13 protein-coding genes are annotated in these 13953 nt (G+C 68.0%); 6 read left to right on the top strand and 7 right to left on the bottom strand.

Features of this window, described 5'->3' with window-relative positions; genetic code table 11:
- Positions 1–49: 49 nt before the first annotated feature.
- Together E5679_RS07540 and E5679_RS07535 are read right to left on the bottom strand one after the other, a co-directional pair.
- A complete protein-coding gene (locus tag E5679_RS07540) occupies positions 50–1405 on the bottom strand; it encodes an MFS transporter (protein ID WP_249336023.1) in 1356 nt (451 codons plus the stop codon).
- Positions 1406–1567: 162 nt separating this feature from the next.
- A complete protein-coding gene (locus tag E5679_RS07535; RefSeq protein ID WP_138414467.1) occupies positions 1568–1984 on the bottom strand; it encodes a hypothetical protein in 417 nt (138 codons plus the stop codon).
- Positions 1985–2159: 175 nt separating this feature from the next.
- On the opposite strand from E5679_RS07535, the gene E5679_RS07530 reads away from it, so the two are divergent.
- The 4 genes from E5679_RS07530 to pabB are packed head-to-tail and all read left to right on the top strand — an operon-like array spanning position 2160 to position 6295.
- Entirely contained in the window at positions 2160–2975 is an 816-nt protein-coding gene (locus E5679_RS07530) for a methyltransferase domain-containing protein (RefSeq protein WP_138414466.1), read from the top strand.
- A 26-nt stretch (positions 2976–3001) separates the two neighbouring features.
- Positions 3002–3622, top strand: a complete 621-nt coding sequence (locus E5679_RS07525) for a LysE family transporter (RefSeq protein ID WP_138414465.1) — start codon at positions 3002–3004, stop codon at positions 3620–3622.
- A gap of 46 nt (positions 3623–3668) precedes the next feature.
- A complete protein-coding gene (locus E5679_RS07520) occupies positions 3669–4202 on the top strand; it encodes a low molecular weight protein-tyrosine-phosphatase (RefSeq protein ID WP_138414464.1) in 534 nt (177 codons plus the stop codon).
- On the top strand, positions 4199–6295 hold the full coding sequence (pabB, locus tag E5679_RS07515; RefSeq protein ID WP_138414463.1) for an aminodeoxychorismate synthase component I: 2097 nt from the start codon (positions 4199–4201) through the stop codon (positions 6293–6295). Before E5679_RS07520 ends, pabB begins: the two co-directional genes overlap by 4 nt.
- Positions 6296–6415: 120 nt before the next feature.
- Here pabB and cls read toward each other — a convergent pair whose 3' ends face one another.
- On the bottom strand, positions 6416–7885 hold the full coding sequence (cls, locus tag E5679_RS07510; protein WP_138414462.1) for a cardiolipin synthase: 1470 nt from the start codon (positions 7883–7885) through the stop codon (positions 6416–6418).
- 22 nt (positions 7886–7907) lie between these two features.
- On the opposite strand from cls, the gene E5679_RS07505 reads away from it, so the two are divergent.
- Positions 7908–8822, top strand: coding sequence for an aminodeoxychorismate lyase (locus tag E5679_RS07505; protein ID WP_138414461.1), 915 nt, complete (start codon positions 7908–7910; stop codon positions 8820–8822).
- A gap of 57 nt (positions 8823–8879) precedes the next feature.
- Here E5679_RS07505 and aztD read toward each other — a convergent pair whose 3' ends face one another.
- From aztD to aztB, 4 genes are all read right to left on the bottom strand, one after another.
- Positions 8880–10076: a zinc metallochaperone AztD gene (aztD, locus tag E5679_RS07500; RefSeq protein ID WP_138414460.1), complete on the bottom strand. Its 1197-nt coding sequence runs from the start codon at positions 10074–10076 to the stop codon at positions 8880–8882.
- Positions 10073–11008 (bottom strand): zinc ABC transporter substrate-binding protein AztC, encoded by a 936-nt coding sequence (aztC, locus tag E5679_RS07495; RefSeq protein WP_138414459.1) that lies wholly within the window; start codon positions 11006–11008, stop codon positions 10073–10075. Before aztC ends, aztD begins: the two co-directional genes overlap by 4 nt.
- Positions 11005–12105 (bottom strand): ABC transporter, encoded by a 1101-nt coding sequence (locus tag E5679_RS07490; RefSeq protein ID WP_249336012.1) that lies wholly within the window; start codon positions 12103–12105, stop codon positions 11005–11007. Before E5679_RS07490 ends, aztC begins: the two co-directional genes overlap by 4 nt.
- 146 nt (positions 12106–12251) lie before the next feature.
- The gene (aztB, locus tag E5679_RS07485) at positions 12252–13112 is read right to left on the bottom strand and encodes a zinc ABC transporter permease AztB (protein ID WP_138414457.1); all 861 of its coding nucleotides are present in this window, start codon (positions 13110–13112) and stop codon (positions 12252–12254) included.
- Positions 13113–13164: 52 nt separating this feature from the next.
- Between aztB and E5679_RS07480 the strand changes: the two genes are divergently transcribed.
- Positions 13165–13806, top strand: a complete 642-nt coding sequence (locus tag E5679_RS07480) for an ATP-binding cassette domain-containing protein (protein ID WP_138414456.1) — start codon at positions 13165–13167, stop codon at positions 13804–13806.
- Positions 13807–13953 lie beyond the last annotated feature (147 nt).

Genomic DNA, 13953 nt, shown 5'->3' with positions numbered 1-13953 from the left:
GGACTTGAGCCAACTCCACTCAAGTTCGCCTCAGGCGCACTTCCGGGAATCAGCGCCGCCCGCTCACCTCAGTTCCGGCATGGCGCGGCAGGACGAGGCTGTCGGCAACGCTCACGAGCATGAGAATGGCGATGGCGGCGAATGCCACGCGGTACGGCCCGGCATGGTCGGCCCCCGCCGGCAGGAACGAGATGCCCGTTCGGATCAGCAGAGCCGCCACCGCGACGCCGAGCGCCGCCGCGAGCTGCACGAGCGTGTTGGCGATCGCGTTGGCGCTCGGCAGCTGGGCCGCGGAAACGTCTGCGTACTGGACGTTCATGTAGGCCGAGAATCCGATCGAACGGAAGGCGCCCGACACGAGCAGAAGCACCGCGATCAGCAGGTCGGGGGTGTCCGGGGCCAGCAGGGCGCACGCGGCGAAGGTGAGGGCGGATGCCGCCGCGGCGACCACGAGCACCGGCTTGAAGCCGAAGCGCCGGATCAGCGGCGTCGTCGCCGGCTTGATCCCGATATTGCCCACGAACACGGCCGCGACGAGGAGTCCCGAGTGCACCGGGTCCCACCCGAAGCCGTCTTGGAAGAGGAGCGGCAGGAGGAACGGGACGGACTGGATCGTGAGGCGGTAGACGAAGCCGCCGGTCTGGGTCGCGCGGAAGGTGCGCACGCGCAGCACCGCGAAGTCGAAGAGCGGCCTGGGTGCGCGGCGCATCCACCACACCGCCGCCGCCAGCGCTGCGACGCCGCCGGCGAGCGCCGCCGTCGCCCATTCCGACGGGCGCCCTTCGCTCAGCAGCTCGAGGCCGACGACGACGGCAGCCACCCCGAGCGTCGTGAGCGCGAGGCCTGGCCAGTCGAGTCGCCGATTCCGGTCCGCGCCGCTCGCCGGGACCAGCCGGAGCGCGATGAGGAAGGCCGCGAGGCCGAGCGGGAGATTGACGAGGAAGATCCAGTGCCACGAGAGGTACTGGGTGAGGGCGCCGCCCACGAGCGGCGCGAGGACCGGTGCAAGCAGCCCGGGCCACACGAGGTACGCGGTGGCCTTGAGCAGCTGGTCCTTGGGAGTGCCCCGCAGGACCACGAGAGACCCGACGGGCACCATCATGGCTCCGCCGAAGCCCTGAAGGGCCCGGAAGGCTGTCAGGGCGCCGAGGTTTGGGCTCAGCGCGCACAGGAGCGAGGCGAAGGTGAACACCGCGATTGCCGAGCAGAAGACGCGCCGAGGCCCGAAGCGCTCAGCGAGCCAAGAGCTGAACGGGATGCCCATCGCGACGGCGACAAGATACGCCGTCATCGCCACATTGACGTCCGCCGGCACTACACGGAAGTCCGAACCGATCGCGGGGAGCGCCGTGGAGAGGGCGGTGCCGTCGAGGAACTCCATGAAGTAGGTCGCGGCCACGAGCAGCGCGAGCCGAGGGTTCCACGACGCGGCCGCCTGCGGCGAGAGCGGCGCAGACGACGGCGAAGGGTCGGGCTGGGCGGACGGGCCCGCAGGCTGCTGGGTCACCGATCCAGCCTACGCTCGGGAAGACCCTACGGAGATCGGGCGTCCGCCAGATGGAACGGTTCAGTACGTCGGGAAGAACGCCGCGGACTGGGCGAACGTCTGGGGCCCGGTGATGGAGGAGAGCGCGACCACGCCCACGACGAACAGCACGGACACGACGATCCAGCCGAGCGTGAACCAGAAGAGGACTCGCCGATCCTCCTTGGTCAGGGGGCTCGCGGTCTCGCGCATGTCCCGGACCTGCTGGGTGAAGCGCTCGAGCGGAGTGACGGGGACAGCCACGAGACGGTTCGGTGCGGAGTCGACGCTTCCGTCGTTCAGCACGGCCACCGTCCGGTGGTTGCGACGGTCGATGCTGATGCGGTCGATGCGAGAGCCGTGGCGGGCCAGGAGGATGTCTTCGCCGAGGTGCATGGCGGGGCGGCGGCCGAGGAGGCCCTTGCGGCGGTGCGGGGTGTGGCTGTCCAGAAGGGACATGGGTAGCGCTCCTTTCGCTTCGGGCATTCGGGGCCTCATTGCCCCTCGTGTTGTCCTTTCAAGCGTAGGCAGGTAGGGTGTTGGCTTTTCGCCAGAGAGCGGTTTTCGTCGCCAACCTCACAGGGGCCTGTCGCGCCTGTCACCAACTGGACGTAGTGCCGCGTAATTTTGTGCCATGCACGGCCAGACTCCCGACGACGTGTACACGCACGGCCACCACGAAAGCGTGGTCCGAGCCCACGCCGCCCGCACCGCCCAGAACTCGGCAGCCTTCGTCCTCCCGCACCTCACCCCCGGCGCGCGGGTGCTCGACGTCGGCTGCGGGCCGGGGAGCATCACGTGCGATTTCGCCGTGCTCGCCGCACCGGGTGAGGTCCTCGGCATCGACCGCTCCGAGGACGTCGTCGCTCAAGCGCATGCCCTCGCCGAGGAGCGCGGCGTCCCCAACGTCCGTTTCGCCGTCGGAAATGTCTACGACCTCGACCTCGCCGATGAGGCGTTCGACGTCGTCCACGCACATCAGGTCCTCCAGCACCTCACCGATCCCGTTGCCGCCCTGCGCGAGATGCGGCGAGTTGCGAAACCCGGCGGGATCGTGGCCGTGCGCGACGCGGACTTCCACGGCATGAGCTGGTATCCCGAGGTCCCCGAGCTCGACGAGTGGATGGAGCTGTACCAGCGCATCGCGCGGCGGAACGGAGCGGAGCCGGACGCGGGCCGGCGGCTCGTCAGCTGGATGCAGGAGGCGGGCTTCACCGACGTCTCCCCCACGAGCAGCAACTGGCTCTACGCCACGCCTCAGCTGCGGATGTGGCAGGCGCGCGTCTGGAGCGAGCGCGTGCTGCATTCGGGTTTCGCGGAGCAGGCGCTCGAGTACGGTTTCGCCGACCGTGTCGATCTCGAGCGGATCGCCGCCGGCTGGCACCGGTGGGGCTCGTCGTCGGACGGCTGGTTCCTCATTCCGAACGGTGAGGTCACCGGCCGAGCGTAAGCGGACAATGGCCCTAATCTTGAAAGGTGCCTTTCTCGATTTGGGCCACCCTGCTCGGTGCCTGCCTCCTCATCAGCTTCACTCCCGGCGCCGGCGCCATCAACACCATGAGCAACTCGCTCAATGCGGGCTTCCGCCGCTCGATCTGGGGAGTCCTCGGCCAGCAGGCCGCGCTCGTAGCGCATCTCGCCGTGGTGGCGGCCGGGCTCGGCGTGCTCGTGGCGAGCTCACCGCTCGCCTTCAACGTCATCCGGTACCTCGGCGCCGCCTACCTCGCGTATCTCGGAGTGCGCCAGTTCCTGCGGAAGCCGGACGTGTCGCAGGAGGCCGCCGAAGCCCTCGAGAACGAGCCGTGGTGGTCCATGTTCCAGCGCGGACTGTGGGTCAATCTCCTCAACCCGAAGGCGATCGTCTTCTTCCTCGCGTTCATCCCCGGCTTCGTCCGGCCCGAGCTGCCGCTCGTGAACCAGTACCTCGTGATCGGCGCGACGATCATCTGCGTCGACATTCTGGTCATGTGGTTCTTCTTCGCTCTCGCGGCCAAGAGCTTCCAGCGGTTCACCCGGAATGAGGGCGGGCAGCAGATCCTCAACCGGGTCTTCGGCTCCTTGTTCGTGGGAGTCGGAGTCCTCCTCGCGGTCGTCTGAGTTTGACGATTCCGGGTGAGGGCACCAGAACTCTATGCTTGATCCCATGAACTCGACGGCGAGCCCCTACCGGATCATCACGGTCTGCACCGGGAACATCTGCCGCTCGCCCATGGCCGAGTTCATGCTCGCCGATGCCCTCCGCGCTGCGGGCCTCGAGGAGCACGCAACGGTCGATTCGGCGGGCACCACCAACTTCGAGGCCGGGAGGCCGCTCGACCCACGCGCCGCCCGCGTGCTCGACGCCCACGGCCTCCACCCGCGCACGCACGTCGCGCGCCAGTTTCGGCCCGAGTGGTACGCGGAACGGGATCTGATCCTCGCCCTCGACATCGACCACTTCGGCCACCTCCGCGAATTCGCCCCCGAAGGCACAGAGCACAAGGTGCGGATGCTGCGTTCGTTCGACCCCGCCGTCGCCCATCTCGACCAGCTCGACCAGGGCATCGAGGACCCGTGGTTCGGTGACCAGAGCGACTTCGAGACGACGTGGCAGCTCATTCACGCCGCCGTGCCCGGGATCGTCGACCATGTGCGTCATGAGCTAGCCCGCCGCCCGCCGCTTCTCGCAGGGGCGTGACCCGGCAGCACTCTGCCCGTCCCGTTGTCGTCGCCGTCGACGGCCGCTCCGGGGCGGGCAAGACGTCCCTCGCAGTGGAGCTCGCCGCGGCCCTTCGCGAGCACCGATCCGTAGCGCTCGTGCATCTCGAAGACCTGTACCCCGGCTGGGAGGGGCTCGCGCGCGGCGTCGAGCGCTGCGCCGCCGAGATCCTGGCCCCACTGCGGCGCGGCGAGACCGCCCGCTGGCGGGCGTGGGACTGGCTCGCCGACGCAGACGGCGAGGAGCGGATCACCGAGCCGGCCGACGTCGTCGTCCTCGAAGGGGTGGGGGCCGGGTCCCGGGAGCTGCGCTCGCTCTCGGACGCCGTCGTCTGGCTCGAGGCGCCTGCCGAGGAACGCCGACGCCGCGCGCTCGAGCGGGACGGCGAGACCTACGAGCCTCACTGGGACCGATGGGCGGCGCAGGAGGAGGCGTGGCTCGCCGGCGACGACGTTCGCAGCTCGGCGACGGTGACCGTCGAGTCTGCGCCGGGTGTTTCGCGACCCGACGGGGCCACCCGCCGAGTCCTCGACGCCCTCGCCGAGCTCCCGGCCCTCCGTGATCTGCTCGCTCCGGAGCGGGCGCAGCGGGAGTCGGCGGGCGTCGTCGTTCGCCGTGTCGCGGCGGAGCCGAAGCCCGACGTCCTCTTCGAATCGCTCTTCGGGAGTGCCTCGCACAGCGTCTGGCTCGACGCCTCCGACGCGGATGTCCCCGACGCAGGCGAGCGCAGCCGCTTCAGCATCATGGCCGACGACGGCGGCCTCCTCGCGCGCAGGATGGCGCACCGTGGTGGGCGGACCGAGGTGGTCTTCGGTCCGACGACGGCGACGCCGGCCACCGCGCACTTCGACCAGCCGTTCTTCCGCTGGCTCGACTCGGCGTGGGGCGCGAACTCGGCCGATCTGAAGGGGCTCGAGTGCGGCTTCGTGCTGGGGTGGCTCGGGTATCTCGGGTACGAGCTCAAGCGGGAATGCGGCGGCGCTGACGTGGACGCTCAGATCCCCGATGCACAGCTCATCTTCGCGGCTCGAGCCGCGGTGCTCGACCATCAGTCCCGGGACGTGTGGCTCCTCGCGCTGGACGCCCCCGACGCCGCCTCATGGCTCGAGGAGGCGGAGAAGGCGGTGACTTGGGCGGCAGGCGCCCCGACCTCGGCGGCAGGCGCCCCGACCTCAGCGGCCGCGAGTGACGGGCCCCTGTTCGTCGCGCGCGACGACGGCGACGCCTACCGCGCGAAGGTGCGCGCCGCCAAGGCCGAGATCGCCGAGGGGAACACCTACGAGGTGTGCCTCACCACCACCCTCGAAGCTGACGTGCCGTCAGGGTCGGTCTGCGAGGCCGCCATCGACCCCTGGTCCGTCTACCGCATGCTGCGGCGCCGCAGCCCCGCGCCGTTCGCTGCTTTCGCGCGTTTCGGAGAGCTCTCGATCGCGAGTTCGTCGCCTGAGCGTTTCCTCGGGATCTCGGCGGAGGGCGCCCTCCGTGCCGAGCCGATCAAGGGCACGCGCCGCCGCACTCCCGGCGCCGAGCCGGCCGAAGACGCCAGGGTGATCGCCGAACTCGCGGCGAACGAGAAGGACCGCTCGGAGAACCTCATGATCGTGGATCTTCTGCGGAACGACCTGAGCCACTTCGCGGTCCCGGGCTCCGTGGCCGTCGCCCGGCTGTTCGCGGTCGAGACGTACGCGACCGTCCATCAGCTGGTCAGCACCGTGGACGCCCGGCTCCGCCCGGGCGCATCCCGCGCAGAGGCCCTCGCGGCCGCGTTCCCGCCCGGATCCATGACGGGTGCCCCGAAGATCAGCACGATGGACATCCTCGACCGCCTCGAGGTGGGGCCCCGAGGCGTGTACTCGGGCGCGATCGGCTACTTCTCCCGGACCGGTGCGGCAGACCTCTCGGTGGTGATCCGAACTCTCGTCCTCGAAGGCAGGCCGGACGGCCGGATGCGACTCACGCTCGGGGTGGGCGGCGCCGTCGTCGCCGATTCCGATCCCGACGCCGAGCACGACGAGATCCGCGCCAAAGCGTTCGGGGTGCTCAGCGCGCTCGGGTCCGAGTTTCCCGGCTGAACTCCTCCTGGCCGCGCGCTCCTGTCCGGTTCTTCTCCTGCGATACGGCCGGAACCGCCAAGACGCCGCGGTTCTGACTGATTGGAAAGTATCAACTGGACAGGAGCGCGGCCGGCAGATCTACTGAACCGTTGCGGTCAGCCGAGCCACGTTGTCGACGTACCGGCTGAACATCCCGCGGGTGCGCCACGTGCCGAGGTCCAGAGGGACGCTGACCTTCCGGTACATGTCCTCAACCTGCCGCATCTGCGCAACGATCGAGGGGCCAGGCAGCATGAGGGAAACCTCCAGGTTGAGCGAGAACGAGCGCATGTCCATGTTGGAAGAGCCGAGGACGGCCACGTCGTCGTCGACGGTGAAATGCTTGGAGTGGAGGACGTATGGCTTGGGGTACCGGTAGATCTTCACGCCTGCCGTGAGCAGCTGCTCGTAATAGGACTGCTGGGCGTGGTGCACCAGGAATTGGTCGCCCTGCTCTGAGACGAATAGCTCAACATCCACGCCGCGCTGGGCTGCGGTGGTCACGGCGTAGAGGAGCGAGTCGTCCGGCACGAAGTACGGGCTGCAGATCGAGAGGCGATGCTGGGCCGAGTAGATGAGCGTGTTGAAGAGCCGCAGGTTGTTCTCGTTGGCAAACGCCGGACCGCTTGGGACCACCTGGGCGGGATTCTCCCCGACCGGGGCGGGCGGCTCCATCTGCTCGGCGAGGAGGTTGCCAGTCTCGCTGAGCCAATCGGTCGCGAAGACGACGTTGAGCGTCGTCACCACCGGGCCCTCCAGCCGGGCCATGAGCTCGACCCACTTCCGCCCCACGCGCCGGTGCCGCGGGTTCCGGTAGGACCTCTCGATCAGGTTGAGCGAGCCGGTGAAGGCGATCTCGCCGTCGACCACCAGGATCTTGCGGTGATTCCGCAGATCCGGCCGACGCCAATGGCCCAGGAGCGGAAGCAGCGGAAGCACGCGCCGCCACTCGATCTTCGAGGCACGGAGGCGGCGCAGCAGATCGCGGTAGCCGTTGATGCGTGCCGTGCCGATGTGATCGAAGAGGAGCCTGACCTCGACTCCGCGTTCCGCCGCATCGTGGAGTGCCGTGAAGACTTCGTCGGTCAGCTCGTCCCAACTGACGATGTAGAACTCCGCGTTGACAAAGCGCTTTGCCCCATGGATCACCTCGGCCATCTCCTTGAGGGCGTCCTCGTAGCCCGGGATCAGGCGCACCTCGTTGCCGTTCACCATCGGGAGCGAACCGAGGCGGCGATTGAGCTCAGCCGCGGAATGGAGCCATTCGGCCCCCGGGAAGCTCGTGTCGACGTCGTCGGATCGTGCCAGGGTGGCCCGCACGCGGTTGTCGACCTCCTGCTGCTGCTCGCGACGGTTCCCCGACAAGCGGAAGTTGCCGAACATGAGGAACAGCAGGAGGCCCACCGTAGGGATGAAGAAGATGGCGAGGAGCCAGGCCATGGCGGTGGTCGGGCGGCGGTTGCCCGGGATGATGCCGACGGCGGCCACCCGGATGACGAGGTCGATGACCGCGAGCATGAGGGTCGCCCAGTCCGGCAGGAGGCCGACGAGCGGCAGCTGGAACAGCATGGGCACAGCCTAAGCTGTCCCCATGACTCACACCGTGCTCGTGTTCCTTGACCCTGCGTATCCGGACGGACGTGTCGAGGACGCCAGCAAGCCGACCCTGTACGCGACCGACCTCGGTGTGACGCGCGGCGACGGCGCTTTCGAGACGCTCCTCGTGCTCGACGGTCACGTCCGGAAGCTGCCCGCTCACCTCAATCGCCTCAACTCGAGCGCGCGGATGCTCGGCCTCGAGGTTCCGGACCACGAGGCGTGGGAGCGCGCCATCGTCACGGCCCTCGCCGAGTACCAGCGCGATATCGGGGTCCTCGACGAGGTGGTCGTCCGGCTCGTGGTGACCCGCGGGATCGAGGGCACGCACACCCCCACGTGCTGGGTCGCGGCCTTCCCGCCCGCGCCCACCGCCAAGCGGCAGCGTGAACACGGCGTCGACGTCCTGCTCCTCGACCGCGGCTACGACTCCACCATCGCAGAGCGGGCGCCCTGGCTCCTGCTCGGCGCGAAGACGCTCAGCTACGCCGTGAACATGGCAGCGCTCCGCTACGCGCACGAGCGCGGCGCCGACGACGTCATCTTCACCTCATCCGACGGCAAGGTCCTCGAGGGCCCCACTTCGACCGTTCTGGTCGCCCATGCGGAGACGGACGACGACGGCCACCTCACCCTGAAGAGGCTGGTCACCCCCCAGCTGGACTCCGGGATCCTGCCCGGCACCTCGCAGGGAGCACTGTTCGCCGCGGCGAAGGAGGCCGGCTGGGAGCTCGGCTATGGACCGCTCGAGCCCGACGACCTGTTCGACGCCGACGCCGTCTGGCTCATCTCCTCCGTCCGCCTGCTCACTCCCGTGAACCACATCGACGGCAAGTCGATCGGCTCGGACTCGACCCTGCGGGGGAGGCTCACCGAGGAGCTCGCGGCGCTGTTCGACCGCATCGCCTAGGCCCAGCCGCCGAAGTCGGGTCGCGCCCCGCCGAAGTCGGGCCCCCCGACGCCGAGGTCACCCCTGCGCCACGGTGATTTCATTCGGTGGCGCCGACAGCTTCACCGACCCGAGTTCGGCCCCGCTCGTGAGGTCGATGGCGCACACCGTGCTCGTGGCGGGTTCGGTGATGTAGCCGGTGGTGCCGTTCACGGTGATGGCGGGGTGCGGGTCCTGCCAATGGCCGGGTCCTTCCCATGGCGCAATGACGGGGTATTTCTTGACGATTTCTCCCGAAGCCGGATCGAGAACGTGGATTGATCCGTCGGTGGAAAGAATGTAGGCGAGGCCATTTGTGGCTCGGGCGATGTCACGCCACGTGTACCGGACCTCATTCGGGAGATTCACGACCCTGTAAGTGCGTTTTGCAGTGTCGATGAGCGTGACGGCGTTCAGCAGATAGCCTTCGGCGTCCGGATTGTTCTTGTAGTCGCCGACGATGACGGGGCTTGCTTCCGAGACGTAGGCGTTGCCCATGCGGCCGTAGGCATCCGGCGCGGTGAATTTCTCGAACTTCCCGTGATGGTAGAGCAGTGCACCGTCTTCACAGCCGAAGATGACGGCTTCGTCGGCCGCTGCCCCCTCACCGTGAATTCCCTTGCACTGATTGTTCTCGGAGACCTTTTCCCACGTTTCGCCGCTTCGGCGGAGTGCCGCGGCACCGGTGCGCCCCGCCTTGTCCCCGACTGTGGTGAGAAGGGTTCCGTCACTGAGTCGGATGGAGACGCCATGGTGCGGCGCCGCCGCTGTGTAGGTCTCGGCCGTGGGCAGTTTGCCTCCGCTGTTCAGCAGTGCGTCGGTGCCGAAGATCGTCGTGGTGCCGGTTCCGTCGTCGAAGAGGACGGTGTTGTTGGCGTGACGCACCACGTGGCCGGGAGCCGTGGCGTTGAATACCGAGTCGGTGAGCGCGGGCTTCACGGTGTCGAGGACTTGGAATCCCTTTGACGTCGTGACGAGGACGTTCCGTCCGTCGCCGACGCCATTGACACGGGTGAAGTCTTCGGTCGGGAAGGTCTCAACGACCTTGAGCGTCTTGCCATCCAGCACCGCGATGCCGCTCTTGTAGGTGATGGCCACCCGTCCGGTTGTTTCCGCCGTCGGCGACGCGGAGGCGGCGGGGCTTCCTGGAGCTGTGCTGGCGCACGAGCTCAGGGCGAGCGCTGCGGCGGCGGTGGCTGCGGCGCCCGCAATGCGGGCGGATCGTGATCTTTTCATGGTGTTCCTCTCTGGGGTGCGGCTTCTTTGGTGAGTGCTGTGGTGATTCGGTCGCTGTTGGTGCGCATCATCGCGAGATAGGTCTCTGCGGCCTGCCCGGGTTCAGAGAGGGATTCGGTGTAGAGGGCGACGACGTCGACGGCCACCCCAGCCTCTCGGGCAAGCACGCGGACAAGCCGGTCCGGTTGCGAGGTTTCGGCGAAGATCGCGGGCACGCCGGCCTGCCTGATCGCTTCGGCGAGAGCACGCAGGTCTGCTGCGCTCGGGGCGGCGAGTGTCGTGCCACCCGGGATGACGGCGCCGATGACACGGAATTTGAACCTATCGGCGAGGTAGCCGAAGACATGGTGGTTGGTGACGAGCGCGCGCTGGGCAGGGGGTATTGCTGCAAAGGACTCACCCATGTCGCGGTCGAGGTGCTGGAGTTGGTCGCGATACGCCGCTGCCCGCTCCGCAAGGATGCTCGGCTCGATGCCCCGGACGCCGGAAAGTCTTCCCTCCAACGCCCGGACGACCTGCATCATTCGTGCGGGGTCAGTCCAGAAATGCGGGTCGGGCGCCCCTTCGGCGTCGCCGGAGGAATATGGAAGGGGCGTCAGATGATCTCCGGCGGTGAACACCTTTTCGCCCGCGCTTGCCACGCGGTCCAAGTGCTGTTGAAGACCTTCTTCGAGGCCGAGTCCGTTGGCGACGATGAGGTCCGCGTGGCTCATCTGGGCCGCCTGCTGCGCGGAGATCTCGAATGAATGCGGGTCAGCGTTCGGTTTCATGAGCGTTGTCACATCGGCCTGATCGGCGACGATGTTGTGCACGACGTCGCCCAAGATGTTGGTGGTCACGATGATCTGCGGCTTCTCGGCCGTGCGGACTGGGGCGCACCCAGCCAGACACACTGACACCACGACCAGCGCGAGGGCGAGGAAGCGCCTCATCGACCGGCCTCCGCCACGAAGACCGGCCGCACGGAAGGTGAGAGCGTCCGTGCAATCCGAGCCTTGTCGGCAAAGTCGATTTCGTAGACCACGCCTTCGGCGGGAGCGTTCAGGTACGCGCGTTGTGCGTCAACCGTGAGGGTCACGGTCTCGAGCGACGGCGCGGCGGACATGGTCTTCGGCAGAAGTGGCTCTGTCACGCCGACCTCTTCGCCCGTCTTCGCGAGGTAGACGTGTACCCGGCCTCCGGCATCGAGGGTGACGACGTGCCCTCTCGAATCATCGACGGCGGTCGCGCGCACCATCGGGGTCTGGGTCGGCAGCCACTGCCAGGAGCGTTGGCGCGTGCTCAGCAGCCACACGCCCGAGGACTCCCCCAGCCCTGCCACGGTCGGGCGTCCCTTGCGCGAATCGAACCTCACGGCCGCACCGGCCGGCGCCGATTCCGGATACGGGACCTTCTCGAGCACGGGCTTGTCCCCTGACCCCGTGATCAGGATCGCACCGTCGGCACAGCCGACCACCGTGCCGACGCGCGTCACGATGCTGCCATGACTGCCGGGGCAATCAGCCCGAACGCCCGCCACAGGCTTCCCGTCGGCGTCGTAGTACTGCAATGCTGCGGGGGTTCCAGCGGCGTCCGCTGCCGTCACGACTGCCCCGTCGCCGACAGGAGCAACGAGCCCCGCGTGCGGCGTCACCTCGATCCGAAACCTCTCCCTGATCTCTCCACGAGAGAGGGAAGCATTGTCGAGGAGCACCGCTTCCCCCGAATCGGGGAAGAACAGCCCAGTTCCGCCGGCGGTGGAGAGCGGGCCGGTAATGACCACTGGCGATCCGCCGCCGCGGACACTCCCGAGCAGCGCCGGCGTGGCCCGGTAGTAATGGAAATGGTCCCCGTGGTCCCAGGTCCACACGCCGCTGTCGACGATTTCGACCCCTTTCGGAGTCGTAGCGAAGACATAGCGACCGTCGGTCGCGGTCGCCGCCGGGGGCGCAACCGTACCAAGCTTTGTCTCACGGTTCCCCAGTAGATCGAGCATCCCGACGTTGCCGGTCCCGTCAATGGCGACGAGGTGAAGCTGGGGTTCGGCCACTTCCGATGCGCCAGTGACTGCCCCATGGCCCGCCCCAGACGGCGTTGCTGAGCTCGGAGGCAGCTGGCCGGACGGAGCGGCATTCGAGCATGCCGACAAGGCGACGAGCAGCAGCACTGGGAGTGCGGCTGCGATACGGCGAGGATTCATTGGTGCCTTTCCCTCTTGCGGTCGATCGGCGGCTGAATTCGGACGCGCTCCCAAAGCCGATGCGCAACGGCGGAGGAGAGCGCGAGGAGGATCGCCAACGCGGCGATCGAGGCGCCCGCGGCAGTGTTCGCGTACCAGGAGACGAGCAGACCGACAACGACGGCGGCCCCACCAAATCCGACGGCGGCGCACATCCTGAGAGGGATGCGGGTGGTCCAGGGACTCGCCGCCACCGCCGGCGCGAGCAGGAGGCCGACCACCAAGAGTGACCCCACGGCCTTGTACGACGCCACGACGGCCAGCGTGACCAAGCCCACCTGCAGCAGTTTCGCGAGCTGCGGCCGGAGCCCGAGAGCCTGCGCAATCCGGACATCGAACGCTGCGGCCACGAACGACCGATGGAAGGCGACGGCGACCGCTACCGTCAGCGCGGCCGTCACCGCTAGTACGAGGATCTCGGTCATGCCGATCGCAAGAATGTCGCCGAACAGCATGACAGTGGCGTCTCTCGCGAAACTGCGGGAGTGCGAGACGACGATGACCCCGAGCGAGAGCATTCCGACAAACAGAAGTCCGATGCTCGTGTCGTATGAGAGCCGGCCGCGCCGCTGCAGGAGCCCAATCAGCACGCTCATCGCCACTGCGCTGAGGGCACCACCGGCGAGGACCGGCATGCCGAGCACGGTTGCGACGGCGACGCCGGGCAACATTCCATGGCCGATCGCCTCTCCGAAGAAGGCCATCCCGCGGATGACCACCCACGTGCCCACGACCCCGCAGATCAGCGCAGCCAGCAGTCCGCCGGCCAGAGCGCGCACGAGGAAGTCGGCGACCGGAGGTTCGGCGAGCGAGGGCATAACCGAGAGTCTAAGATTAATAAGAATCATTATCAAAACGAAGGGAATCAGAATGACCGGACTGCACCCAGCGATCCGTGCAGAGGGCCTGTTCTACGCCTTCGGTGGCAACAAGGTGCTCGAGCGTGTGAGCGTTGAGATCCCTTGGGGCGCTGTGACCGCACTGGTCGGCCCTAACGGCGCGGGCAAATCCACTCTCGTGGAACTTCTTTCGGGAGTGCGCAGCCCGCACAGAGGTGTCGTTGAACGAGCCGCGGATGTCGCCCTCGTCGTGCAACGGCCTGCGGTGCCCGAAGCGCTCTCTGTCACCGTCCGTGATGTGGTCACGATGGGCACGTGGGGTGACCGGCGGTATCGGCGCGGCCGGCTGGCCGCCTGCGCGCGAGCTCGGGCGGTGCGCCAGGCAATCGCGCGGGTGGAGATGGACGGACTTGAGCGTCGCCCCTTCTCAGCCCTCTCGGGCGGCCAGCGCCAACGGGTCCTGCTCGCCCAGGGGCTCGCGCGCTCAGCTGAGATCCTCATTCTGGACGAACCCTCCGCGGGGCTTGACTCCGAGAGTCAGGAGCGTGCCCGCCGAATCCTCGCCGAGGAGGCCGCTCGCGGCACCGCTGTCCTCTGCGTCACCCATGATGGTGCCGACATCGCGGCAGCTGACCACGTCATCCGGCTGGAACGAGGCGTCGTCCTCTCCTGAGAGCCCAAAAGCGGGACGACCCGTTCGACGCCGAGATCACCCGGCCTGACGCCGAAGTCGGGTCCCGCGACGCCGAGATCACCCCGCCTGACGCCGAGATCACCCCGCCTGACGCTGAAGTCGGGTCCCGCGACGCCGAAATCACCC

It is taken from the genome of Sinomonas gamaensis (genome assembly GCF_005876955.1).
Lineage (GTDB): Bacteria > Actinomycetota > Actinomycetes > Actinomycetales > Micrococcaceae > Sinomonas > Sinomonas gamaensis.
This window is presented reverse-complemented; position numbering and strand designations above follow the sequence as displayed.